Source organism: Citrobacter sp. wls619 (genome assembly GCF_005281345.1).
In the GTDB taxonomy this organism is placed as follows: Bacteria; Pseudomonadota; Gammaproteobacteria; order Enterobacterales; family Enterobacteriaceae; genus Citrobacter.
Genome location: NZ_SZXJ01000042.1, coordinates 48174 through 73049, shown reverse-complemented (window position 1 = coordinate 73049; position 24876 = coordinate 48174). Strand labels below are relative to the sequence as shown.

General features: G+C 53.2%; 28 protein-coding genes and 1 riboswitch. Of the genes, 12 read left to right on the top strand and 16 right to left on the bottom strand.

What is annotated here, in order from left to right; all coding sequences use genetic code 11:
• Nucleotide 1: 1 nt before the first annotated feature.
• The 16 genes from pduS to pduA are packed head-to-tail and all read right to left on the bottom strand — an operon-like array spanning nt 2 to nt 13246.
• A complete protein-coding gene (gene pduS, locus FDX19_RS08465) occupies nt 2–1357 on the bottom strand; it encodes a cobalamin reductase PduS (protein ID WP_137382378.1) in 1356 nt (451 codons plus the stop codon).
• Nucleotides 1354–2466: a 1-propanol dehydrogenase PduQ gene (locus FDX19_RS08460; protein ID WP_137382377.1), complete on the bottom strand. Its 1113-nt coding sequence runs from the start codon at nt 2464–2466 to the stop codon at nt 1354–1356. Before FDX19_RS08460 ends, pduS begins: the two co-directional genes overlap by 4 nt.
• Nucleotides 2467–2476: 10 nt before the next feature.
• Nucleotides 2477–3862, bottom strand: a complete 1386-nt coding sequence (gene pduP, locus FDX19_RS08455) for a CoA-acylating propionaldehyde dehydrogenase PduP (RefSeq protein ID WP_137382376.1) — start codon at nt 3860–3862, stop codon at nt 2477–2479.
• On the bottom strand, nt 3859–4866 hold the full coding sequence (pduO, locus tag FDX19_RS08450) for a two-domain cob(I)yrinic acid a,c-diamide adenosyltransferase PduO (protein ID WP_137382375.1): 1008 nt from the start codon (nt 4864–4866) through the stop codon (nt 3859–3861). Before pduO ends, pduP begins: the two co-directional genes overlap by 4 nt.
• An 8-nt stretch (nt 4867–4874) precedes the next feature.
• Entirely contained in the window at nt 4875–5150 is a 276-nt protein-coding gene (locus FDX19_RS08445; RefSeq protein ID WP_137382374.1) for a EutN/CcmL family microcompartment protein, read from the bottom strand.
• Between the two features lie 3 nt (nt 5151–5153).
• Nucleotides 5154–5645, bottom strand: coding sequence for a microcompartment protein PduM (gene pduM / locus FDX19_RS08440; protein ID WP_137382373.1), 492 nt, complete (start codon nt 5643–5645; stop codon nt 5154–5156).
• Nucleotides 5642–6274: a phosphate propanoyltransferase gene (locus FDX19_RS08435; protein ID WP_137382372.1), complete on the bottom strand. Its 633-nt coding sequence runs from the start codon at nt 6272–6274 to the stop codon at nt 5642–5644. Before FDX19_RS08435 ends, pduM begins: the two co-directional genes overlap by 4 nt.
• On the bottom strand, nt 6274–6744 hold the full coding sequence (locus tag FDX19_RS08430; protein ID WP_137382371.1) for a BMC domain-containing protein: 471 nt from the start codon (nt 6742–6744) through the stop codon (nt 6274–6276). The genes FDX19_RS08435 and FDX19_RS08430 overlap by 1 nt, the downstream gene beginning before the upstream one ends.
• A 24-nt stretch (nt 6745–6768) precedes the next feature.
• Complete coding sequence (gene pduJ / locus FDX19_RS08425) at nt 6769–7044, bottom strand: propanediol utilization microcompartment protein PduJ (protein ID WP_001057752.1); 276 nt, start codon at nt 7042–7044, stop codon at nt 6769–6771.
• A 19-nt stretch (nt 7045–7063) separates the two neighbouring features.
• Nucleotides 7064–7414: a glycerol dehydratase reactivase beta/small subunit family protein gene (locus FDX19_RS08420; RefSeq protein ID WP_137382370.1), complete on the bottom strand. Its 351-nt coding sequence runs from the start codon at nt 7412–7414 to the stop codon at nt 7064–7066.
• Complete coding sequence (locus FDX19_RS08415) at nt 7404–9236, bottom strand: diol dehydratase reactivase subunit alpha (protein ID WP_137382369.1); 1833 nt, start codon at nt 9234–9236, stop codon at nt 7404–7406. Before FDX19_RS08415 ends, FDX19_RS08420 begins: the two co-directional genes overlap by 11 nt.
• A 15-nt stretch (nt 9237–9251) precedes the next feature.
• Nucleotides 9252–9770, bottom strand: coding sequence for a propanediol dehydratase small subunit PduE (gene pduE / locus FDX19_RS08410; RefSeq protein WP_137382368.1), 519 nt, complete (start codon nt 9768–9770; stop codon nt 9252–9254).
• A gap of 14 nt (nt 9771–9784) precedes the next feature.
• Complete coding sequence (gene pduD / locus FDX19_RS08405; RefSeq protein WP_137382367.1) at nt 9785–10459, bottom strand: propanediol dehydratase medium subunit PduD; 675 nt, start codon at nt 10457–10459, stop codon at nt 9785–9787.
• A 10-nt stretch (nt 10460–10469) separates the two neighbouring features.
• Nucleotides 10470–12134 (bottom strand): propanediol dehydratase large subunit PduC, encoded by a 1665-nt coding sequence (pduC, locus tag FDX19_RS08400; protein ID WP_005128020.1) that lies wholly within the window; start codon nt 12132–12134, stop codon nt 10470–10472.
• 18 nt (nt 12135–12152) lie between these two features.
• Nucleotides 12153–12965, bottom strand: a complete 813-nt coding sequence (gene pduB / locus FDX19_RS08395; RefSeq protein WP_137382366.1) for a propanediol utilization microcompartment protein PduB — start codon at nt 12963–12965, stop codon at nt 12153–12155.
• The gene (gene pduA, locus FDX19_RS08390; protein WP_003030255.1) at nt 12965–13246 is read right to left on the bottom strand and encodes a propanediol utilization microcompartment protein PduA; all 282 of its coding nucleotides are present in this window, start codon (nt 13244–13246) and stop codon (nt 12965–12967) included. Before pduA ends, pduB begins: the two co-directional genes overlap by 1 nt.
• A 525-nt stretch (nt 13247–13771) precedes the next feature.
• Between pduA and pduF the strand changes: the two genes are divergently transcribed.
• The 12 genes from pduF (at nt 13772) to FDX19_RS08325 (ending at nt 24872) form a co-directional block, all read left to right on the top strand.
• Nucleotides 13772–14581: a propanediol diffusion facilitator PduF gene (gene pduF / locus FDX19_RS08380; protein ID WP_048211992.1), complete on the top strand. Its 810-nt coding sequence runs from the start codon at nt 13772–13774 to the stop codon at nt 14579–14581.
• A gap of 202 nt (nt 14582–14783) precedes the next feature.
• Nucleotides 14784–15695: a regulatory protein PocR gene (gene pocR, locus FDX19_RS08375; RefSeq protein ID WP_005123057.1), complete on the top strand. Its 912-nt coding sequence runs from the start codon at nt 14784–14786 to the stop codon at nt 15693–15695.
• A 332-nt stretch (nt 15696–16027) separates the two neighbouring features.
• Nucleotides 16028–16203, top strand: a riboswitch (cobalamin riboswitch).
• 87 nt (nt 16204–16290) lie between these two features.
• Nucleotides 16291–17670, top strand: a complete 1380-nt coding sequence (locus FDX19_RS08370) for a cobyrinate a,c-diamide synthase (RefSeq protein ID WP_137382364.1) — start codon at nt 16291–16293, stop codon at nt 17668–17670.
• Entirely contained in the window at nt 17667–18626 is a 960-nt protein-coding gene (gene cbiB / locus FDX19_RS08365; RefSeq protein WP_137382363.1) for an adenosylcobinamide-phosphate synthase CbiB, read from the top strand. The genes FDX19_RS08370 and cbiB overlap by 4 nt, the downstream gene beginning before the upstream one ends.
• A 10-nt stretch (nt 18627–18636) precedes the next feature.
• Nucleotides 18637–19269 carry a cobalt-precorrin-8 methylmutase gene (locus FDX19_RS08360; protein WP_040231934.1) on the top strand — a complete coding sequence of 211 codons (633 nt, stop codon included), beginning with the start codon at nt 18637–18639 and terminating at the stop codon, nt 19267–19269.
• Nucleotides 19266–20405, top strand: a complete 1140-nt coding sequence (gene cbiD, locus FDX19_RS08355) for a cobalt-precorrin-5B (C(1))-methyltransferase CbiD (RefSeq protein ID WP_137382362.1) — start codon at nt 19266–19268, stop codon at nt 20403–20405. The genes FDX19_RS08360 and cbiD overlap by 4 nt, the downstream gene beginning before the upstream one ends.
• The gene (locus FDX19_RS08350; RefSeq protein WP_137382361.1) at nt 20399–21004 is read left to right on the top strand and encodes a cobalt-precorrin-7 (C(5))-methyltransferase; all 606 of its coding nucleotides are present in this window, start codon (nt 20399–20401) and stop codon (nt 21002–21004) included. Before cbiD ends, FDX19_RS08350 begins: the two co-directional genes overlap by 7 nt.
• Nucleotides 20994–21563 carry a decarboxylating cobalt-precorrin-6B (C(15))-methyltransferase gene (locus FDX19_RS08345; protein ID WP_137382360.1) on the top strand — a complete coding sequence of 190 codons (570 nt, stop codon included), beginning with the start codon at nt 20994–20996 and terminating at the stop codon, nt 21561–21563. The genes FDX19_RS08350 and FDX19_RS08345 overlap by 11 nt, the downstream gene beginning before the upstream one ends.
• Nucleotides 21556–22329, top strand: coding sequence for a cobalt-precorrin-4 methyltransferase (locus FDX19_RS08340; protein WP_137382359.1), 774 nt, complete (start codon nt 21556–21558; stop codon nt 22327–22329). Before FDX19_RS08345 ends, FDX19_RS08340 begins: the two co-directional genes overlap by 8 nt.
• Nucleotides 22310–23365 carry a cobalt-precorrin 5A hydrolase gene (gene cbiG / locus FDX19_RS08335; RefSeq protein WP_137382358.1) on the top strand — a complete coding sequence of 352 codons (1056 nt, stop codon included), beginning with the start codon at nt 22310–22312 and terminating at the stop codon, nt 23363–23365. Before FDX19_RS08340 ends, cbiG begins: the two co-directional genes overlap by 20 nt.
• Entirely contained in the window at nt 23365–24090 is a 726-nt protein-coding gene (locus FDX19_RS08330) for a precorrin-3B C(17)-methyltransferase (protein ID WP_048211983.1), read from the top strand. The genes cbiG and FDX19_RS08330 overlap by 1 nt, the downstream gene beginning before the upstream one ends.
• Entirely contained in the window at nt 24087–24872 is a 786-nt protein-coding gene (locus FDX19_RS08325; protein WP_137382357.1) for a cobalt-precorrin-6A reductase, read from the top strand. The genes FDX19_RS08330 and FDX19_RS08325 overlap by 4 nt, the downstream gene beginning before the upstream one ends.
• Nucleotides 24873–24876: the final 4 nt, after the last annotated feature.

Genomic DNA, 24876 nt, shown 5'->3' with positions numbered 1-24876 from the left:
ATTAACCTCTTATTACCGTGATGGATTGCCCGGTTATCTCGCTGACAAGACCGTCAATACTGGCGTGGACAGGTGCACCTAACGCGCCCTCGGGTACATCAGCAACACATTGGCCGCGAACAACACGCTCACCTTTTTGCACGCAGGGGATAGCGCTGGCGCCAATATGCTGGCGTAACAGCAGTGTTGTTTCGTCTGTGGTGTAATCGGCTTCAGACAGGGGCGCGTCGTGGTACCAGTCGCTGAGGCCAAGTTTGGTGATGAGTCGTTTAACCGGAATCAAACGGTACTTTGCCATTTCGTCTTCGGGATTTAGTGGTCCCTCATAACGATGGTTAAGCGCCCGTAGTTCACGTTTGAGCATACGGTTGATGCGCATCGGCGAAATGCCTACCGGACAAGCCACACTTTCACAGACATTGCATTCTGAACAGGTCAGGGCAGTGAGCAGCAGCTGCGGGGTGGCTGCCTGTTGGTAGTTCACTGCGCGAACCAGCAGATGCGGTGATAGTTCATGGCCGATTAAGTGTCTTGGGCATAAATCTGTGCACAGACGACATTGCTCGCAAACGGTTTTTGCAACCGCAAGCACGGTGCGTTCGTCCTGCATTCGTCGTTGAATCAGCGCATGGGATTTGGGCAATACCAGTAGCCCCCCGGTGGTCTTGCTCACGGGGGTATCCAGCGAAGTTATCAGGCCACCCATCATCGGACCGCCGTTGATAAAACCGGGATCGTCAACGGTGGCGCCACCCGCCAGTGCCAGGACTTCGCGTAAAGACATACCGATGGGAACACTCAGTGTTAACGGTCTGGCGACCGCACCGTTGACGGTCAGCGTGCGACGGGTAACGGGGTACTGCTGTTCAACCGCTCTGGCGATATTGAGCACGGTCTGGACGTTATTGACCACCACGCCTACGCTAACGGGCAGCGCGGCTGGAGGAACCCGCCGTCCCGTTGCCATCCAGATGGTCAGCACCTCGTCACCTGCCGGATACACATCGGGTAAAATATGTATCCTGATGTTGGTCGGTAAAAGCGGTGTTAACGCATTGATGGCCTTCTGATACTTTTCTTTAAGGGCAATAATGCCGGCATTGGCCCCTGTTGCCGTCATGGCATACTGAACGCCACGTACCAGCCTCGCCGCCTGAACTGCCATTAATTGTTGATCGACTTTCAGCATTGGCTCGCATTCTGCAGCGTTCACCAGAAACGTATCAACCTGCGCCTGGAGTTTAACGTGTGCAGGAAACCCTGCACCACCGGCCCCAACCACGCCTGCTGCACGCACGCGATCGCGTATCGTTTGTGCGTCATAAAGAACATGTTCTGCCGTCATGGCTGTATTCATAATAATTCCTCAAGCAGTTCCTGAATGGCACTGGCATCGGCTACGCGGGGATTGGTTTGCAACGTGACATCAGCCAGCGCGGCCTGAACCATCGACGGTATACGTTGCGACCAGGTATGCTTCTCGTCTTTCAGTGCATCAATAAATGCCGGTAATGCGCACTGTTTTTTGAGTTGTTCAATATGATGAATGAGCGCATTGAGTGCCGCCGTATCATTCGCACTATCCGGGCATAAATGGCAGGCTTTCGCGAAACGGGCGTAGCGCTTTGCCGCCCGTGGGTCGCGTGCATTAAACTGAATGACACAAGTGAGTAACAGTGCGTTAGCCAGCCCATGGGGTAAGTGAAACTGACCACCGAGCTGATGGGCAATGGCGTGATTGATACCCAGCCCCGCCTGGCTAAATGCCATCCCTGCCAATGTAGAGGCATTATGCATTTTCCCCCGGGTTGCCAGGCAATCTCCTTTACTAACCGCAACAGCCAGGTACTGGAAGACAATTTGCGCGGCTTTTTCCGCCAGCGCATCCGTGAAGTCACTGGCTTTTGTCGATACATAGGCTTCCAGCGCATGTGTCAGGACATCCATACCGGTATTCGCAGTAATGGCAGGAGGGACGCTGACAACCAGGGTAGGATCAAGAATGGCCATGTCAGGGTAAAGGGCGTTATTAAATAGTGGATATTTAATACCTTTCTCCGGATCGCTGATCACGCAGGCGCTGGTCACTTCCGAGCCTGTACCGCTGGTGGTGGGAATGGCCACACAGGTTTCAATTTCAATACCAAACTGACGACTGAACCAGACGATAGCTTTGGCGGCGTCAAGTGCGGAGCCACCACCAAAGCCAATCACCACATCCGGTTGCAGGGACTGCATTTGTGCAATCCCCCGGACTACCGTACTGATGGTTGGGTCGGGGGTGATATCACTGAAAATGCTGATGCGATTATCCGCGGGCAGCGTATTTCGCAGCTTTTCAATCAGGGGAGAACGTGCGAGAAAACCGTCGCAGATAATCCAGATATGCTTATTGGAGAAACGCTTAAGCACATCCAGACTTCCCTGGCCGCTGAACAATCGTGTTTGCAGTGAAAAGCTATTCATAACGGCCTCATTAGCGAATAGAAAAACCGTTGGTGAGCACGCAACGACGAGAGCGGGCGAAAGTTCGCGCTGACGTTGTGCCTTCACCGGTTGGCGTAGCAATAGTAAAGGTGGTAAAGCCTTCACCGCCGACACCAATACCGGCGTAAGAGGGGCCATTTTTCACAAAGATAGAAGTCTGAAGGGTGCGGGCAGCAAGATTCAGACGTGACACGTTTTGTGAATGCATGATGGCAGTGTGATGCAGTCCCTCTTCAACTTTCAGTGCCAACGCCAGTGCACTGTCAAAATCCGTTACGCTCACGATGGGCAGCATTGGCATCAACTGTTCGCTGGTGACCCATGGATCGTCAGCATTGACGATGCCAATCAACAGGCGAGGTGTTTTTGCCGGAACCGGTATGCCCGCAGCTTCAAGCAGGGCTGCTGGACTCTTTCCAACCAGTTTTTTATTGGCTATGCCTTCAGGCAGACAGGCGGCGCGCAGTTTGTTGATGTCTTCGTTGTGCAGAAGTAACGCGCCAAAAGACTGCATTTGTTGGACCAGTCGTTCAGCAACAGCATCGACAACAATCAGGCTTTTCTCAGCAATACAGGGCAGGTTGTAATCAAACGATGCACCGTTGATGATATCTTCAGCTGCTTTAACCAGGTCGGCAGTTTCATCAACAATACAGGGCGGGTTTCCTGCGCCCGCACCAATAACTTTCTTCCCGCTTTTCATACCCATAGCTACAATGCCTGGGCCGCCGGTAATCGCCAGAACTGCGATTTTAGGGTGAGCCATCATCTGCTGGGTAGCTTCAAAAGTAGGTTCTGTGACCGTGACGACAAGATTCCGGATCCCGCAGCAGCGGAAGGCAATATCTTCAATCATGGCAATCAGTTTCAGTGATACCGCTTTTGCGCCAGGGTGCGGGCTGAAGTAAACGCTGTTTCCCGCGGCCAGCATACTGATGCTGTTATTGATGATGGTTTCCGTGGGGTTTGTACTTGGCGCAACGGAGCCAATCACCCCAAATGGGGAATACTCAAACAACACCATGCCACCGTCACCGGTAAGTGCAGTGGTGGTGAGGTCTTCGATGCCAGGGGTGTTGTCGAGCGCGGCTTTATTTTTAAGAAACTTATCCTCTTTGTTTCCCATTCCCGTTTCCGCTGCGCTTTCTGCGGCCAAAGAAGCCAGATGAGGCGTCAGCTCTTCCCGAAGGGCGCTAATGATGGCACTGCGGGTTTTTAGCGGACATTGCTGATAGCGCAGAAAAGCCTGATGAGCAGCATCGATGGCTTCGCCGACGGACGGAAAGATACCCTTTCCTTTAACGTCTGATGTTGCCGGTGCGAGTTGCTCAGTCAAAATGTTGCGGATAAGGGTTTCAAGTTCTGAAGTATTCATTGATGTGTTCTCACGTTAATCGCCGCAATGGCCGTTTCTGCAATGTCCATATCCTGCTCAACGCTTCCTCCGCTGATGCCAAGACCCCCAAGGAGTAAACCCTCTCGCCATAATGCGTAGCCGCCGCCAAAGGTGACGACTTTTCCCTGCATATGACTTTCCAGACCGTAAAGCGCGGCGCCTGGTTGTACCACCGATGCCAGCTCATGCGTGGCGGTTTTCATCGCCACGGCGGTCCAGGCTTTTTTCGGCGCCAGTTCGCTACTGACGAGTAATGCGTCAGGCATGCGCCAGGTCACCGTTTGGGTCCCGTTCGCATCGACAATGCTGATGACGACCGGAACCTGAAGTTCTTCTGCTCTCGTTACCGCAGCGCGAGTGAGTTGATGGAGCTCCTGAAAAGACAGAGACATAGCCGACTCCCTGGTGACTGCTGTGCGCGTGGCTGCAAGATAGCGCTCAGCGACTTTATGAATGATGTCGTTTTGATGAGTGTCATGATCTTCGGCGCGTGCAAGCGCATATAAACAGTCGGACAGGCGGTTGATATAACGCATCAACACATGTCGGATGGAGACATTGGCCGAGAGTTCGACCAGCCGCCGTTCTGCGCGGCGAGCCAGCGTGCGGGCGAAGTGCAGTCGGCTGGCGGCTTCGCTGCGGCCAGGTAAAATAAAGCTGCGCAGTGGAGGAATTCGCCCCATGGCGGTATCGATGGCGGCTTCCAGAGCCGCAATTTCTTCCGAGCTGATGTATCGCTGATCGGGTGAGGGCTGTTCGCTTTCGCTGGCCAGTTCGGCACTGAACCAAAACAATTGCAGCTGAATATCTTCAAGTAAGAGACGATGTTGCTGGCTTTTTACCGCGCAGGCACACAGGCTCAATGCGGCATTGAGTTCATCTAACGTACCGTAGGCTTCAACGCGTGGATGCGATTTACTCACGCGTTGTCCGGTAAAAAGCGCTGTCGTGCCGGCATCGCCAGTGCGGGTATAAATCGCCATAGTTCCTCCTAACGAGAAAGCGTGTCGACGATGCCGACAATCGCCAAATCGATGGCTTCATTGGGGCCGGAAAATACGTGTCTGGCACTGGAGCCACTGCTGAGTAATACCAGTTCACCGGTTCCTGCGCCGACAGAATCAACGGCAACTTCATCTCCACTTATCGGGGACGCGGAAAGCTCTCCGTCAGCACTCACCCGACGTACCAGCAACAGTTTTTTCCCCACCAGTGATGGCGACTTTTGCGTAGAAACTACAACGCCTGTAACCCTTGCCAGATACATGGTTCACTCCTGCTTAATTAATTGAACATTTCGCGCACTAATCGCTTCCCGAGCCAGTGCCGTCACGACACAGCAACGACGCAACACCAGGATGCCACCGTTAAGTTGGGCAACATCGGCATAACTTAAGAGTGTTTCAGGATGCAGCATGACGATGTGCCCCAGTTCATTACTGAACTCCAGCGGCAGTCGCGCGAGCTTTTTCACGGGGAGTGCCGGTAGCAGCCGATGCTGTAGAGAGATTTTTACGTGAAGCCCGCATGCCAGCGCCTCGTGGATTGTTACCACCGCGACACTGGACGGACTGCAATCGGCAATTTTCTCCAGCAAGGGCAGGTCTGCCTGCAGGAGGTGCAGTGACGAGTACTGACAACATAATGTCCGGGAGTCGATTTCCCGTAACTGTGCGACGCTCAGCGTGATGGTACTTTCCGCGCGTTTTTTGAGCCGGGAAACAACTTCCTCAATGATGCGTTGCAGCAGTTCGTTGTTCATCGTGGAGTCACCAATGTGGCAAATGCCTGCGGATTATCAGCGCCTGCGGCATTGGCTTCGTCTGTATCGATATGCATCTCAAGGCGCATATCCGGTGAAACGCGTACGGCGACATTATCGAAAATCAGTCGTCGATCATCGCCATTGATAGCCACGGAAACTTTATCTCCATGAGAGACACGCAGTATCAGCGCATCCAGCGGCGACATATGGATATGTCGCTGGGCAACAATAACCCCGGAGGGTAACTCCAGTTCAGCAAAGGGGCTGATAAGACGAATGCCAGGCGTTCCCTGAATATTACCTGACATGCGCAGCGGTGCTGCGATACCTAATGTGCGGGCGTCGGTACGCGATATCTCCACCTGGCTAGTACTACGCAGTGGACCAAGCAAACGCACATTCTTTAACTGACCTTTCGGTCCGACCAGCGTGACGGTCTGATCTGCGGCATATTGTCCGGGCTGCAACAGGCCCTTTTTCTCGCTAATCGGCTGATTAGGGAACAGGCGAGTGTAGTCCTCGGCGCAAAGGTGGATGTGGCGATTCGAAATCCCGAGAGGAATAGGGCGTTCACGCATTTCATCCAGTACTTTACTGACCGTTGTTTCCAGTTGCTGTTTATCCATTACGCTTCACCTCGTTTGCCCGAGTGCAGGCAGAGAGCGCGTGGCTCGCCCTTCTGGCGAGGGCAGGCAGGGTCAAGACACAGATTGCAGCTAATCAACTCTGCCTGTTGCGCGGCTTCAGGTAATGCAATTTCTGTAGCCATCTCTTCTTGCTCTTGCGATACATCAGGTATCGCTGCTGGCGTTGGCTCAGGCTGCACGGGCACACTGTGGGAAAGAATGCCTTCTCCCGGCCTGGAAATGACCCTGTGCGCGACCAGTCCATTTCGCAGTTCTGCTAAATTAGCACCGGTGGATATAGCCGCCTGAACGGAGGCCACATCCCCGATGATTTTGATCACCGTCCAGCCTGAGCCGTTGGTTTTTTCGAGGCCCACCAGCGTGATGGAAGCGGCTTTCGCCATGACGTCCGCGCAACTGATGGCTAATGCCAGACCACTAACTTCAAGTAATCCCAGTGATTGCTTCACGCTGTGCTCCTTGTTTACGGCGATTTATGCGGATTTAGGTAAAATGGCTTCAACGTCGCTGTGTGGACGTGGAATAACGTGACAGGATTTCACCTCTCCAACAGCGCTCGCTGCTGCGCTTCCTGCATCTACTGCCGCTTTTACGGCACCGACATCCCCGCGGACCATCACGGTGATAAGTCCTGAGCCAATTTTTTCGTAACCAACCAACTGCACATTTGCGGATTTCACCATGGCATCAGCGGCTTCAATAGCGCCGACAAGCCCTTTTGTTTCAACCAGTCCCAGTGCGTTATTCATACTGCTTTTCTCCTGTGGATTATGAGTGGCAGTCCCGAAAGGGGATGCCTTTTACCAGTCGCGCAGCGTTATTACCGATGCTCCGGCGAGCGTGGCTATTTTGTTGATATATCAGCGTAAAAAGTGGCGCTGAGGTGGGTAGATTCTTATAGTGCACAACCAGCTTTTCCTGGCTGCATCCAATGCCGACCAGCAACGGTGACTGACAGGCGGCCAGCCATGCGTTGTGGATAATGTCAGTCGAGTGAGTCTGTTGAATCACGAAGGGGATACCTTCTTCTTCAATGCCCAGCAGAACGTCATTCCAGATGTTTGCGCAGTCACCCATGGCGACTATCACGATAGCGGGTGCCGTGAGGTTACTTTCCATGAGCGAATGCCTTGTACCAGGAGAGAATTAACCCCGTCGCAACCGCGTTGCGCGGGCCTTCCGTGCCCCGAATATTGCCGCGACCCGCGACCAGGCGATAATGAGCCAGTGCATCAGTAACCAGTTGCGGAACTTCGAAGTCCAGCGAGGAACCTCCAACAAGAACGACAAAAGGAATGTCCCGAATATTCCCGGTTGGGCTAACCTGTCGCAACGCTCTCAGCGCGTTGGTAACAAAAACACGCTCTTTAGCGCTGCGGCGAATGGCACGCACTTTTTCCAGCGCCAGATCGCCGGGCAGTGGCACCAGTTCATCCGGTTTTACAACGCATACGCGAGCGAAGACGGTCGGCGGGAGAGGCGTTGGGAAGAACTGGACGCTGCCATCTTCGTGGCGCAGGTGGAATAAACTCTCCACTTTCGCCAGCGGGTACTTCTTGATTTCTTCCGCCAGATAGCGGTCATCCAGACCCAGTTCGCGGGCAATAATCATCGTGACCATATCGCCTGCACCCGCCAGGTGTGTGGCAATAATGTCGCCCTTAGGATTAATGATAGAGGCGTCAGTCGATCCGGCCCCAAGATCCAGAATAGCCAGTGGGCGTGTGGTACCCGGTGTGGTTAAGGCGCCCAGAATAGCGGCTTCGGCTTCAGCACCACCAACCTGCACGTCAATGTTGAGTTTTTGCGTGATTTCCTGGGCAATCATCGCCATTTGCAGACGATCTGATTTCACCATCGAAGCAATACCAACGGCCTGTTCCAGTGAAAACTCGCCGGCAAGTCCCCCGGTCACGCTGACGGGAACTGAAGTATCAACGGCCAACAGATCCTGAATAAAAATTTCATGACTGGGTTTGTTGGTTAATTCGGCCATTGTCTGGCGAACGTGCTCCAGCATGCCGCCAATATTGGTTCCCGCCTCTCCGGTGACGTTATCCAGCTTCGGGCATTCGCCAACCGCTTTCATAATCGCGTCGGCACCTGCCGCGACGTCGACGCGCACGGTTCGTCCTTGCGATTGCAGTTCCAGGTTTCCGGCTGGTATTGCACGAGCCTTCACATCACCTGACGGCGTTTTCACCACTACCGCAGAACGGTTGCCAATCAGTGCGCGGGCCATGGGGACAATATTTTTGGTCTCTTCTGCGCTAAGGCTAAAGACAGTCGCGATTCCGTACGGGTTAGAAAGGGTTTCGATAACCTTACCTGGAACAGCGACCTCAATGGCGGCCAGCATGCCCAGCGGGATGCGATCGATATGGCGGACTTCATCAACGATGGGCAGGGGATGAGTCAGACGATTACTGACCAGCACGCCATCGTCCTGCTGCAAAATAACGCCGGTTAACCGGTATCCGGCACGGACGGAGGCATTAATCATCGTGGCGACATCGGCAAAATCGAAAGCCGATGATACGACCAGAATATAGGGCGTATCCGCCGGACGACTGAGGAGGTCTTCCGGCGTAATAGTGACGCCCACGCCTAACCCGACACCGCCCGGCGTTTTAGGGTTATGGCCGATCATGGTGGATTCTGTGATGATGGTTTCGGTTATCGTTTCCATCGCCACGTCACCAATGACCGGAGTGGCTTCGTTAATACGGATGAGCGAAATATCGCTGACATTGATACCGGCGTTTTTTGCCGCCAGCGTAAGTGCCTCCTGAATGCCAAACACATTACGTAATGTGCCTTTAATCCCGGTGGTTTCCGCCAGTGCGCTGCCGGTGATGCTCAGCGCGCCAGTCTCATCCAGGGTTGCCAGTGCGACTTCCGTTGATGAGTTTCCTATATCAATGCCAGCTATATATCGCATCGTTTCACCCTGACGTTAGTCGTCGCCTTTAAGTTTCTTACGCTCTACATACAGCGCTGCTGCTTCACGAACGAACGCGGCACAGATCTTCGCCTGATAGCGACTCTCCAGATCGTCGGCGATGGCCATCAACTCGTCTTTCGTTGAGCGATAAGGACGTAGCGCGTTGTAGATCTCAAGAATGCGGTCGTCAGGTACAGCAGTCAGTTCGGCTGCACGTTCGAAGTTCATCGCCAGTCTGTCACGGCCGGCGTCTTTGGCGATGTCCGCTTGAATACGCAGCGTTTCAGGCGTGATACGCATATCCTGCGCGGTCACTTTATTGCTCAGAACATTTTCGAGCGTGAAGTCATCCAACGTTTTGTTGGTTGCGGTTTTGACCCACTCAGGATGCTTATTCGCCAGCGGGTAATCCGTGACTTTTGCGGTATGTGCTGGAGCTGCTGCCGTAACGGGAGAGGTTGTTTCTCCTTGCAGGCTGTTCATCCGGCTCAACACATCCCGAACCATCGATTCAATTGCGTCGGTATTCATGGAGTTATCCTTTATCAAAGCGCCACGCGCAGTTCCTGCGGGTTTTTGCCCGTCACGACGTATTTGGTCTCTTTAATGTGCAAAATGGCTGATTTCGCCTGATACTTCGGACGCGCCATTTGGTCATTCAGCGTCGGGACCGGTTGCGGAGACTCACGCTTGGCGTAACGTGCGGCGTTCTTACCAATCTGACGGTAGGTTTCCAGCGTCAGCAACGGCGCCTGTGGGAACAACTCCAGGTTAGAAAGCGGCGGTAATCCTTGCTGGTGGATAACCGTGGTGCCTTTGGACTGGATGCCAATTGAGATCCCGGAACCACTCAGGCGGTTACCTTCCACAGCCACAAACGCAACATCGGAAGATTTAAAACAGCGGATTACGCGTGCTTTAATTCCCTCTTCCTCAATACCGGCTATCACTTCGCGCAAAATATTCTTGTGCGGAATACCGACGATATTGACGGTTTGTGAGAGTCCAAACGCCGGGCCTACGGCAATAATGACTTCGTCCTGCTGCTGACCTTGTTTGGCTTCGCCAATTTCGGTCAGAAAACTGTCATCCTGTACTGTTGCAGCCTGCGGTGCACTGGTCGCGGCCGAAGCGCGAAAAGAAACAGGTTTATCGCTGGTCTGCATTTCAGCCAGCACATCCTCAATTATCTGACGCAGCAGTTTTTCATTGATTTCCATTGTTCACCCCTTAGCCAAGCTCGTTGGGATCAAGTGCGCCAGGGATGTTTTTAATTTCTTCCCAGCGTTCGCCTTGCAGGCGATAACCTGTTGCCGGACCGGCATAATCGTTGACGTCATTCACTGCGGAAAGCACTTGTCCGTCGCCGACGATAATGGCGGAGGTATGCAGATAGTCTCCGGTTAACTTGGCTTTTTGGATGTTGAGCATGTCTTGCGCCACATCGGTAAACCCACCCTGAGCAAGGGCTTTAACCACTTCCAGGCCGTTACGGTTTTTATTGATGATCTCTTGCGCAAATTTGATGTCTTCAACGATGTTACGCTCAGGCATATCTTTTGAACCGTGGGCGTAGGTCGCGGCCTCGACTTCTTCGTCGGTGATTGGCGGTAATCCCATCCCGGCGAAAACGGCCTGCAGCGCGCGAGCCGCTTTATTGCGAATGGCGATAACGTCTTCTTCACGCACCGGACGCAGACCACCGTCGACTTTCAGATCGCGCTGGATGACGTTGTAATCGTCAAAATCTTCGGCGTCCTCGTTGGAACCGGCGAACATGTTGTCGTAGTTCGGAACAGCGGAATAACCAGATGAAATGAAATCTGTACCCGGCAAGAATTGCATCAGCAGACGAGCAGTACGACGCATATCGGAGTGGGTAAAGGTCTGGTCATTACTGGAGGCGCACTCCAGATCCAGTGACGAACAGATCAGGTTTTCTGCCAGCACCGCGCGAATACCTGATGGCACGGCTGAAGGTACGCCAATGCAGCTTACGGAACCGTTTTGCAAACCCTGAACGCCAGCTGCTTTGGTGATGTAAATGCAGCGCGCTTCCAGATAAAGCATCGATTTGCCTTCGGCGTAGCCCATCTGAACTTCTGAACCGGAACCAGAAGTGAAGCGCATTTTCAGGCCGCGTGAAGCGTAAGAAGAGGCCAGAAAACCTTTTGACCATGGCGTGTCGTCACCGTCGGTAAAGACGGGTTCAGTACCGTAGACGGAGATGGTTTCTGCGTAACAGGTGTGGCCCAACATGCCGAGTTTCAGCTCGGTGGCTTCTTCCAGAGAACACTGAGTTAACACGCCAGGGCGTCCAACCTGCGAACCTACCAGCAGAGCAATCGCGTTAAACGGCGCGTAACGCGCAACAGCAACGGTCGTTTCCTGCTCATCAAATCCACGCCAGGCACCTTCTGCCGCATCGGCGGCAATCTGTACCGGGTTGTCTTTGACGTTAGTCACGTGCGCTTGTTGAGACGGGGTACGGCGGGCACGCATTTTCTGCATTGCCATCATCATCTCAACGACGTTCATGTGCGAAACCACTTCCACAATTTTCGCTGGCGTCATTGCAGTGGTCAGAGGAACAATGTCCATACGCTTGACGTTGGGGTCGCAAAGCATATTGGCGAGTTTAACCGAGTCCATCGCCATCACCTCTTCAGCGCGAGCCAGGTTAATACCGTAGCGCGCGATGAAGTGGTCAATCAGATCAAATTCACTGGCGGATTTGCCGTCCAGTTCAGTGACCATTCCGTTGACGATTTTAATCGACGGCTTAGGGTCGTTCGGGCTTTCCATCGCAATGAAGCCTTCTTCGATCCACTCCTTAACGAAGCCGTCCTGATTCACAGGGCGTTTCGCCAGTGCTTCAAATCTTTTCGATCTCATGAATCAGCCTCACTGATATCAGATATAGGACGGACGGTCGTTTTTGGGTTCTGAGCCGAGGGTCGCCAGCACGGTTTTACCGATTTCACGGGCTGAGATGACGGCCTGGCGCACAGCCCCGGAGTCACCGGAAATGACCAGAATAGCTTCGTTGCTGAAACTGGTGCCATGAGCGGGGGAACTGTAGGCCACCACTTCAACATTGGCGGATTTCAGCGCCGTATCGGCCATCAGTACACCAACGGAGGCCGGGGCACCGACGATAACGCCACAGGCACGACCAATTGGCGCACCAAAGGCTTTTTCCAGCGCGTAGCTGGCGCGCGCCGTGTATTGCATTTCGATGTGTCCGGCTTCATTGGCGTAGACATCGCCAAAGGTGCGATCCAGCTCTTTCAGCGCAACTTCAATCCCGCGCTTCACGTCAGAAACGTCGTTACCGCCTAAGATAATCAGCGAGCCGTGACCCGCGCCGCCTTTGGTATCACGAGGAAGCTCAATACTGACGACTTCAGTATTGGTGGCTTTTACCGCTTCATCGGCTGCCATGATGTGTGGGCCTGCGCCTGTGCGCGCGCCGAGGATACCGATGGAGCGATAGCGTTTTTCAAGTTTCATCGCATCCAGTAAGGCACTGTCTACGTTGGCGATCACCAGACCGACGGTGTCGCCAATCGCAGTACCGACAAACTCCGTTAAACTGCAGCTTTTCTCTGCCATAGCCGTTTCTCGTGTTGGGTGAGTATTTTCAGGGATAGCCTGCTGTTCCGGCGTTGCCACACGAGCAATCACCTGCGCCATGATCTGTTCAACCAGCTCATTGCTGCTCATTAGCTAATTCCCTTCGGTAAGATTTTTTCGACATCGGTGTGAGGGCGTGGGATCACATGTACGGCTTTCACTTCTCCCACGTTGCGTGCGGCGGCGGCACCGGCATCTGTTGCTGCTTTAACCGCGCCGACATCCCCGCGAACAATGACTGTTACCAGCCCTGAACCAATTTTTTCGTAGCCGACCAGCATCACATTGGCTGATTTCACCATTGCGTCTGCGGCCTCTATGGCTGCAGTTAAGCCTTTGGTTTCTACCATTCCTAACGCTTCTTGTTGCATAAAGACCTCGCCTGGGTTGTCCCGATTTTCATGACTATAAAAAGAAGCGAGGAAAAAGAATGGCTGACTTGAAAGTGTGAGTGAAAAAATAGTGAGGATAGGGTGATATAAAATTGCTACGATCTGTCATAATACATTGTTTTTAAATGATTTATTAAAAGTTATTAATATGACAAATTAGTTATGTTAATTCCATATTTACACTTTTGAAGGTGACAGGATAAATATCATTTGCTATGCGATGAAAATGAAATTGTGATGGTTGTTTGAAAATTAAAATCTGCTATAGGCAATATTTTATTATTTTATAAATGCGCTTTTAATAAGGATTCGGCCCATTCGGCGGCGTGTTTTTATAAAGGTGATGGCAAGAATTTGCTATCACAACACGATTTTGACGCACATACCGCCTTCAGGTTGCCAACAATTTGCCGACACCGCTTTTTATAGTAAGTCTCGAAGTATTCTACGAGCCAGCAAGGAGACCGCTGGTAAAGACACGAACTCTGCTTAGAAGGTGTCACAATGAACGATTCACTAAAAGCGCAATGCATTGCCGAGTTTTTGGGTACCGGATTATTTTTGTTTTTTGGCATTGGATGCCTGAGCGCCCTGAAAGTAGCCGGTGCCAGTTTAGGGTTGTGGGAGATCTGCATTATATGGGGGCTGGGGATCTCACTGGCTGTTTATCTGACTGCCGGGATCTCAGGTGCGCATCTCAATCCCGCTATCACCATCGCACTGTGGCTGTTTGCCTGTTTTCCTGGCCGTAAAGTGTTGCCGTACTCCATTGCTCAGGTGGCTGGCGCCTTTGGTGGCGCTCTGCTCGCCTATTTGTTGTATGGCAGTTTGTTTATCGAGTACGAAACCGCCCACCACATGGTGCGGGGCAGCCTCGAAAGTTTGCAGCTTGCCAGCATATTTAGTACTTATCCTGCCGCTGCACTCAGCGTCTGGCAGGCTGCACTGGTGGAAGTTGTGATTACCTCCATTCTGATGGGGATGATCATGGCGCTCACCGATGATGGCAATGGGATTCCCCGGGGGCCGTTAGCACCACTACTGATCGGTATTCTGGTTGCTGTTCTAGGGGCTTCTACCGGGCCGCTTACCGGATTTGCCATGAATCCGGCTCGTGATTTTGGGCCTAAATTGTTCGCATGGATGGCGGGCTGGGGGGATGTCGCGATGACTGGGGGGCGTGATATTCCTTACTTTATTGTCCCGATCGTGGCACCTATCATTGGTGCTTGTGCGGGGGCAGCAATTTATCGTTACTTTATTGGCAAAAACTTACCGTGTAATAGCTGTAAGCTGGAGGAAAATGAGCGTTAGCTTCACGGAAAATGTTTATTTTTGAAATGTAATAACTGTTTTCGTGATCAGGTTTCCTGAACCGCTTAAAAAGTCTCCCAAGAATGGGAGACTTTTGTTATGTTCGAATACGCCTTTTATCATTGCTTTGGATAGCGAGATGAAAAGCGGATGTAAATAATATGTTTTATTTATAACAATAAATTAACTGAGAGGTTTTATCATGATTTCTGCGAGTGCCCTGAACTCAGAACTCATTAATAAAATCGCACAGGATTTTGCGCAGGCCACCAGTCTGGCTGTTGTGGTTGTCAATATTCACGGTGATGAAATTTCTGAGCTTTTTAATTTCACCCCTTTTTGCCAGTTGATGCGCCAGCATCCTCAACATAGTACGCGATGTCGTATGAGCGATCGCTGTGGGGGACTGGAAGCTTCAAAATCCGATCAACCCTGCATTTATCGCTGCCATGCCGGACTTACCGACTTCTCCATTCCGCTGGTCATTGCGGGACATCTGGTAGGGTTTGTCTTATGTGGTCAGGTGCGCTTAAGTAATGACGTGGGGCTGGTGGATATTCTGAACGTGGACGACCGTTGGCAAGCCGATCCCGAACTGGTGAGTGAGTTTCGTAATGTACCGGAAATGGACTATTCGCGGGTTATTGCTTCCGCGGATTTGCTAAAGCTCATTGTGGAAAATTGTCTTAAAAAACAACTGAATTTCGTCGTAATCAAAGACAATCCGCAACAGTCAGAGCCGGTGCGGGCTAATCGTAGCCCGAACCCTCATGACAGTAAAATGAAGAAAGCCTTGCGTTATATTGATGCGCATTTATCAGACGAGCTGCGTCTGGAAGATGTTGCCTCTCACGTTTATCTCAGTCCTTACTATTTCAGCAAATTGTTCAAAAAATATCAGGGGATAGGGTTTAACGCATGGGTAAATCAACAGCGAATGGCGAGCGCCAAAGAGTTACTTTGTCATAGCGACTGGAGCATCGCCAGTATTGCGCGAAATTTAGGCTTTTCACAAACCAGTTATTTTTGCAAAGTATTCCGTCAAACGTACCAGGTTACGCCGCAGGCTTTCCGTCAGCAAATAAATGTCATCTCATCTGAAGAGACAGCTTAAATAGCAATAATTTGCTATTGCCGATTTTTGATATCGTACGCTATGTCAGTCATTATAAAATGAAAAATAACTACAGCAGTCAATAAATTGTCATAGCGCAACAAAATAATAGTATTTGAGGGATAAACTGCACCAGTTTTTATTTTTGTGATGAGATACAGTGTCTGTGTGAAAGACTTTCTTTATTCTTTAATGACGCTTTCATTCAAAAAATGAACATATGAATAAACGGGGTGAGGCCATAACATTGGTTGAATGTACCCGGCAAGATATTAAATTGAATTATTGTCATGAGGTCGTGAATTTGCCTCAAGACAAAGAGCCAAATTAAGTCGGCTCTTGAACTGACAGGTTTGCCACATTTGTGGTAGGGAAGGGGGTGAGAATCCCCCGCAGCCCCCGCTGCTGTGATGCTGACGACCCCGTATAGACCACTGATCGCAAGATTGGGAAGGACGGGCGAGGACGACGCTAAGCCAGAAGACCTGCCTGTCGGTGACTACCAACAACTTCGGTGGGAAGTGGGTTGCGCAGATGCATACAGTCGAGAGACTGGGTATCTATACACCCCTACCACCCTGAACAGGATCAGGGTATGGCGGCCAGTTTTCACGCATTTGTTCTTGCAGGTACCGGTAGCGGCTGTGGCAAAACCACGGTGACACTGGGCTTGTTGAGCCTGATGAAAAAGCGCGGTTTACGCGTCCAGCCATGCAAAGTCGGTCCTGATTACCTTGATACTGGCTGGCACACCGCGGTGTGCGGCACAGCTTCCCGCAATCTTGATAGCTTCATGCTACCCACCTCTACACTGAATGCCTTATTTTGCGAGCAGATGCAGCACGCGGATATTGCCGTTATCGAAGGCGTTATGGGGTTATATGACGGCTATGGCACAGACCCTGATTACTGCAGTACTGCGGCGATGGCGAAACAGTTGGGTTGCCCGGTCATCTTGCTGGTTGATGGTAAGGCGGTTTCCACTTCGATAGCCGCCACGGTGATGGGATTCCAGCATTTTGATCCGAGTCTGAACATTGCAGGCGTGATTGTTAATCGGGTCAACAGCGAAACACATTACCAGCTACTCAAAGTTGCGATTGAGCGTTACTGCTCCGTGCCTGTATTAGGCTACGTTCCCCGCATGGAGGGTGTCGCGCTCCCTGAACGTCATCTGGGTCTGGTTACCGCTCGTGAGTCAGTTATCAACCAGCAGCCGTGGCAGGATTTTGCCGCGACGCTGGAACAGACGTTGAATATCGACGCGCTGCTGGCCTTAAGCGCGTCAAACAATCTTCCTGTCGGTGAATGGCCCGCACTGCCTGCTGCAGACGCAGGCGCAGGGTTAACGCTGGCCATTGCTGATGACGAGGCGTTCAACTTTTATTATCCGGATAACATTACGTTACTGGCGCGTACAGGCCTCAACATTGTTCGTTTTAGCCCGCTGCACGATACCTGCTTACCGGACTGCCAGATGATTTGGTTAGGCGGTGGGTATCCGGAACTGCATGCTGCGGCCCTGGCCCGTAATGTCACCATGCTGGAGCAACTGCGAGCGGCGCATCAGCGTGGCGTCGCTATTTATGCAGAGTGCGGAGGGTTGATGTATCTCGGTAGCTCACTGGAGGACAGCAACGGCGAGCGCTGGCTAATGGCGGATATCATTCCTGGGCACAGCAAAATGGGCAAACGGCTGACCCGGTTTGGCTACTGCGAGGCACAAGCTACACAGCAAACATTGCTGGCAACGGCTGGTGAAGTCCTGCGCGGACATGAATTCCACTATTCCGATTTTACCCCTGAAATCCCGGCAGTGATGAATTGCCGCAAGGTGCGTGATGGCAAAACGCTGCAGGCCTGGTCAGGTGGATGGCAGGTCGGAAATACCTTCGCCAGTTATCTGCACGTTCATTTTGCCCAGCGTCCCGAAATGCTCAATCACTGGCTGACCGCTGCGAGGAACGCGCTATGACGATACTCGCATGGTGCGTTGCCTGGCTGCTGGATTTTATCATTGGCGATCCGCAGAACTGGCCTCACCCGGTGCGCTGGATTGGCAACCTTATCTCCGCAGTCCAGCGAGTCATTCGGCGTTATTGCCATAGTGATAGCACGCTGAGAATCGGCGGTGCCGTAATGTGGATCGTGGTGGTCGGTGTGACATGGGGCGTTTCCTGGGGGGTGCTGACGCTGGCGAATTCCATTCACCCGTGGCTGGGATGGGGCGTAGAGGTGTGGATGATCTTTACCGTGCTGGCGGGGCGTTGTCTGGCGAATGCTGCGCTGGATGTTGAGCGTCCATTGCGTGCCAATAATCTCGCCGAAAGTCGGGAAAAACTCTCCTGGATTGTGGGACGTGATACCTCACAGCTGCAACCAAAACAGATCAACCGCGCCGTGGTAGAAACCGTGGCGGAAAACACCGTTGACGGCATCATCGCGCCGCTGTTTTTCCTCTTTCTGGGCGGTGCGCCGCTGGCGATGGCCTACAAAGCGGTGAATACCCTCGATTCAATGGTGGGGTACAAACATGAAAAGTACCGTGCTATCGGCATGGTCAGCGCCCGTCTGGACGATGTTGCTAACTTTATTCCGGCAAGACTGAGCTGGTTGTTGCTGGGTGTTGCGGCGTTTTTATGCCGCCAGGACGGCGCACGCGCTTTGCAGATTGGCTGGCGCGATCGCTACAACCATAGCAGCCCAAACTGCGCGTGGTCGGAAGCTGCTGTGGCTGGCGCATTAGGTATTCGCCTGGGGGGACCCAATGACTACTTCGGCGAGCGCGTTGAGAAACCGTGGATTGGCGATCAACAACGAGACATTTCTGTAGACGACATTTCCCAAACGATTCGATTGATGTGGGTAGCATCGACCCTGGCACTGGCGCTTTTTATGGCGCTGCGCTGGCTGTGGTTCGGTGTCGCCTGAGGACAACAAAATGCACTATATCCAGCAACCTCAAGCAATTGAGGCCAAAAGTTTCGACATCATTGGCGAGATTATCAGTGAAACCCGCCCGGATTATCAGTTTGCCAGTCCGTTGCATGAAGCCATCATCAAGCGGGTGATCCACACCACCGCGGATTTCGACTGGCTGGACATTCTGTGGTTTTCCAGTGATGTGCTGGAACAGTTTTGCGCTGCATTGAGTCGCCCGAGCGTGATTTATACCGATACCACGATGGCGCTTTCCGGGATCAACAAAACCCTGTTGGCAAAATTCGGTGGCGAATGCCGCTGTTACATCAGCGACCCACGTGTGGTACGGGCAGCAAAAGAACAGGGGATCACGCGTTCAATGGCTGCAGTCGACATTGCCGTGAAGGAAGAAGGCGAAAAACTGTTTGTCTTTGGCAACGCGCCAACCGCGTTGTTCCGCCTGCTGGAGCATGATGCACCTGTCAGCGGTGTGGTTGGCGTACCGGTAGGATTTGTTGGCGCGGCGGAGTCGAAGGACGCACTGACACAAAGTCATCTGCCCGCCATTGCCGCATTAGGTCGCAAAGGTGGCAGTAACGTCGCTGCCGCTATTGTCAATGCCATGCTTTATCACATGCAGGGGGCGCGATGAGCGACCAGTCCTTCGATACGCCAGTGTGGCACAACGGTAAAGCGCTGCGTAAAGGGTACACCACGGGATCGTGTGCGACGGCGGCGGCAAAAGTCGCTGCGTTGATGGTGCTGCGCCAGCATCTGATCCATCAGGTTTCCATTGTGACTCCTTCCGGGGTGACGTTATGCCTGAACGTGGAGTCACCGCATATCGAAGGGCAGCAGGCGATTGCCGCCATCCGCAAAGATGGTGGTGATGATGTGGACGCCACGCATGGGATGCTGATCTTTGCCCGCGTGACGTTAGACGATAGCAAAGAGATCGTCTTACAGGGCGGTGAAGGTGTCGGTACGGTGACCCGTAAAGGAATTGGTTTACCGGTGGGCAGTTCGGCGATTAACCGGACACCTCGTCAGACCATTGAGTCCGCAGTACGTGAAGCGATTGGACCAAATCGCGGGGCAAACATCGAGATTTTTGCCCCTGAAGGTGAAGAACGGGCGCAAAAAACCTACAACTCGCGTCTGGGGATTCTGGGCGGTATTTCGATCATTGGTACCACGGGCATTGTGACGCCGATGTCGGAAGAGAGCTGGAAACGTTCGCTATCGCTGGAGCTGGAGATCAAACGTGCGGCAGGGCTGGATCGCGTCGTACTGGTACCGGGTAATCACGGCGAACGTTTTGTGCGTGAACAGATGGGGATCGACACACAGGTTGTGGTCACTATGAGCAACTTTGTCGGTTACATGATTGAAGAAGCGGTGCGCCTGGGATTCCGCCAGATCGTGCTGGTGGGCCATCCCGGCAAACTTATCAAAATCGCGGCAGGGATCTTCCATACCCACAGTCATATCGCTGATGCCCGCATGGAAACGCTGGTGGCTCACCTCGCATTACTTGGCGCGCCGTTGGAACTGCTGACGCTGGTCAGCGACTGTGACACGACCGAAGCTGCGATGGAACATATCGAAGCATACGGTTTTCAACACATTTACAACCACTTGGCGAAGCGTATTTGTATGCGCGTCCTGCAAACCCTGCGTTTTACGAAAAATCCCCCGACCTGCGACGCCATCATGTTCTCTTTTGATAATCAGGTCCTCGGCAGCAATCGTCCGGTCGCGGAGATCGCAGAGGAGATGGAATGTTAACCGTTGTAGGGATGGGGCCCGCTGGGTTGCATTTGATGACGCCGGTGGCGCGCGACGCGGTTACAAAGGCCGACGTGCTGGTCGGTGGCAAGCGACATCTGCAGCAGTTCCCGGATTTTGCCGGTGAACGGTTTGCTCTTGGCGCCAATATTCCGGAGCTATTGCACTGGATCGGCGAACATCAGGCGCGAAACGTGGTGGTACTGGCCTCCGGCGACCCGCTGTTCTACGGCATTGGCACGCGGATGGTGGCGCATTTTGGTATTGAAAATGTGCGCATTATTCCCGGTATTAGCGCCGTTCAGTATCTGTGTGCGCAAGCTGGTATTGATATGAACGACATGTGGCTCACCAGTAGCCATGGTCGCAGTGTCTGTTTTGATGAACTGGCGCGACATAACAAGGTGGCGATGGTGACCGACGCGCTGTGTGGCCCGCGTGAAATTGCACAGCAGTTGGTGGCCAGAGGCAAAGGACATCGCTGGATGGTGATTGGCGAAAACCTGGCGATGGACAATGAGCGTATCCACTGCCTGCCTGTGAGCGAAATTACAGCCGACTATGACATGAATGCAGTGGTGATCCTCGATGAAAGATGAGCTTTTTCTACGTGGAGAGAAAGTGCCGATGACCAAAGAAGCGGTACGTGCACTCGCCCTCTCAAAACTTGAATTACACCGCGCCAGCCATCTGATTGATATCGGCGCGGGAACCGGCAGCGTGTCGATTGAGGCGGCGTTGCAATATCCAGGGCTGCGTATCACGGCGATCGAGCGTAATCCGGATGCACTCAGGCTGCTGGACGAAAACCGTCAGCATTTTGCCTGTGCAAACATCGATATTTTTCCCGGTATCGCGCCGATGACGATTGCGGAAAAAGCCGATGCCATTTTCATGGGCGGTAGCGGCGGCCATCTGACCGATCTAATCGACTGGTCAATGCGTCAGTTACATCCCGCAGGGCGACTGGTGATGACGTTTATCCTTCAGGAAAACCTCAACACCGCTCTGGCTCATCTGGACCACCTTGGCATTCAGGGTGTGGATTGCCTGCAACTGCAGGTTTCCTCACTTGCCACGCTGGGTAGTGGTCACTATTTCAAACCGAATAACCCCGTATTTGTTATCGCCTGTCAGAAGGAAGGAACCCATGTCTGAGATTTTTGATCCCCGTAGTGTGTGGTTTGTTGGCGCAGGTCCTGGCGATCGCGAGCTGATTACCCTCAAAGGTTACCGGTTGCTCCAGCAGGCACAGGTGGTTATCTATGCCGGATCGCTGATTAACACTGAATTACTGGAATATTGCCCGGCCGGAGCGGAATGCCATGACAGCGCCGAACTGCATCTGGAGCAGATCCTTGATCTGATGGAAGCCGGTGTGAAGGCCGGTAAAACCGTCGTGCGTCTGCAAACCGGTGATGTTTCCTTGTATGGCTCTGTGCGTGAGCAAGGCGAAGAGCTGACCAAACGCGGGATCAACTGGCAGGTGGTGCCAGGCGTTAGCGCATTCCTGGGGGCGGCTGCGGAGTTGGGTGTCGAGTATACCGTACCGGAAGTATCGCAGAGTCTCATCATTACCCGTCTGGAAGGTCGCACGCCGGTACCGGAACGTGAACAACTGGAGTCGTTTGCCAGCCACCAGACATCGATGGCGATTTATCTTTCCGTCCAACGCATCCACCGGGTTGCTGAGCGTCTGATTGAAGGCGGTTACCCGGCGGCCACGCCAGTGGCGGTGATCTACAAGGCAACCTGGCCGGAAAGCCAGACCGTGCGCGGTACCCTGGCAGATATTGGCGACAAAGTTCGCGACGCAGGGATCCGTAAAACGGCGCTCATTCTGGTCGGTAACTTCCTGGGCTCGGAGTATCACTACTCCAAACTCTATGCGGCGGATTTTAGCCATGAATACCGTAAAGCCTGAATCACTCGCGCTATTTTGCCTGACCCCCGGCGGCGTTGTGCTTGCTAAACGTCTGGCGGCGATGCTGCCGGTAACCTGTTTCACCAGTGAAAAACTGCTGGAGGAGGGATTTATTCCTTTCGACAACGGTTTTGCTAACACCGCGCGCGATGCGTTTGCGAATTACTCAGCGCTGATTTTTATCGGTGCAACCGGCATTGCCGTGCGTGTGCTGGCTCCGCTGGTCAACGACAAATTTTGCGATCCGGCGGTGGTGGTCATCGATGAACGTGCCCAGCATGTCATTAGCCTGCTCTCCGGTCATGCGGGGGGCGCTAACGCACTGGCGCGTTATCTGGCGGGAATGCTGGGGGCTGACCCGGTCATTACTACCGCGACGGATGTTAACGATATGGCGGCGCTGGACACACTGGCGTTTCAATTAAATGCCCGTATGAATGATTTCCGCTCGGCGGTCAAAATCATTAACCAGATGCTGGTCAGCAACAAACGGGTTGGTCTGTGGTGGGACGACGAACTGGCACAGGACGTCAGCCATTGCGACCGCCGTGGATTTATCACGGTGACCGATCTCAATCAGCTGCCTGAACTGGATGCGCTGATTTGTATTACCTTGCGCAACAACCTGCCGGAACTGCCCGTTGTGCACTGGAAGCTGGTACCGCAGCGAGTGGTTGCCGGAATTGGCTGTCGTCGGGATACGCCGTTCCCACTGTTAGCTGCGCTGCTGGCACGCCAACTCGAAGCCCAGCGCCTCGACCCGCTGGCGTTAAAAGCAATTGGCAGCATCACGCTGAAAAAAGACGAACAGGGGCTTATCCAGCTGGCCTCCTGTTGCCGCGTGCCTTTCGAAACCTTTACCGCTGACGCGCTGCGTGAGCATGAACACCGTTTTCCGGCCTCATCGTTTGTTCGCAAAACGGTGGGGACAGGAAGCGTTTCCGGTCCTGCAGCCTGGCTGCTGAGCCACGGACAACTGTTAGGCGAGACCCTGCGCGAACAGGGCGTCACGATCACTTTGGGAGTTTCACACTGATGTTAAGCGTAATTGGAATTGGCCCTGGCTCGCAGGCAATGATGACCATGGAAGCCGTTGAAGCGCTCCAGGCGGCGGAAATCATTGTTGGCTATAAAACCTACACCCATCTGGTAAAGGCGTTCACCGGCGATAAGCAGGTGATCAAAACCGGGATGTGCAAAGAGATTGAACGCTGCCAGGCCGCGATCGAACTGGCGCAGGCTGGCCACAACGTGGCGCTGATTAGCAGCGGCGACGCCGGGATTTACGGTATGGCCGGGCTGGTACTTGAGCTGGTCAGCAAGCAAAAGCTGGATGTTGAGGTTCGGCTGATCCCTGGGATGACGGCAAGTATTGCCGCCGCCTCATTGCTTGGCGCACCGCTGATGCACGATTTTTGCCATATCAGCCTGAGTGACCTGCTAACGCCGTGGCCGGTAATTGAAAAACGCATTATTGCCGCCGGTGAAGCTGACTTCGTTATCTGTTTCTACAACCCGCGCAGTCGCGGTCGTGAAGGACATCTGGCGCGTGCATTTGAACTGCTTTCCGCCAGCAAGAGCGCCCAAACACCCGTAGGTATCGTGAAGTCGGCCGGTCGTAAAAAGCAGGAAAAATGGCTGACTACGCTCGGTGATATGGATTTTGAGCCGGTGGATATGACCAGTCTGGTGATTGTCGGCAACAAAACCACCTACGTACAGGATGGGCTGATGATTACACCACGGGGTTATGTGCTGTGAATTACGGTGACGTGCTGGTTATGGGCGGCACCAGCGATGCGCGCATGCTGTGCCAGCAACTGGATGCGGCAAATGTCGCTTATACCCTGTCGGTGGCGACGCCGACAGGTAAGCAACTGGCGGGTGACATCAAAGGCCAGGTTCGCTGCGGGCGTCTGGAGCGCGAACAAATGATTGCCTGGTTGCAGGAAAACCGGACGCGCTGGGTGATCGACGCCTCGCATCCGTATGCCGAAGTGGTGAGCCGCAACATCATGAACGCCTGTGAAGCGGCCGGCGTGTTGTTGAGCCGCTATCAGCGACCTGAACAGTTGAGTGATTTAACTCACCCGCATCTGCACACCGTACAGAGCATCCAGCAAGCATGTGAAACAGCACGTCGTTTTGGCGAGCGGGTGCTGCTGACGACCGGCAGTAAAGATTTGGCCATCTGGCGCGAAGGGTTGCCTGAAAAAACGCTGCTGGCACGTGTACTGCCTGTGCCAGAGGTGATTCAACAGTGCGCGGATCTGGGGTTTGGCGTCGGTGAGATCTTCGCGCTGTGTGGGCCGTTTAGCGCCGAGTTCAATGCCGCGTTTTATCGCCAGTGTCGGGCGGATGTGATGATCACCAAAGCGTCAGGCGCGGAAGGGGGTTATCAGGAAAAAGTTCAGCCCTGTCTGGATGCAGGTATTCCCTGCATCGTGATTACACGCCCGGCACCGTTGGTGACGGGAGAAGAATTACTGGAAAGTCAGGCCGCATTTGGGGCGCGTTTAACGCGCTGGCTGGCCGCTGCTTAAGGAG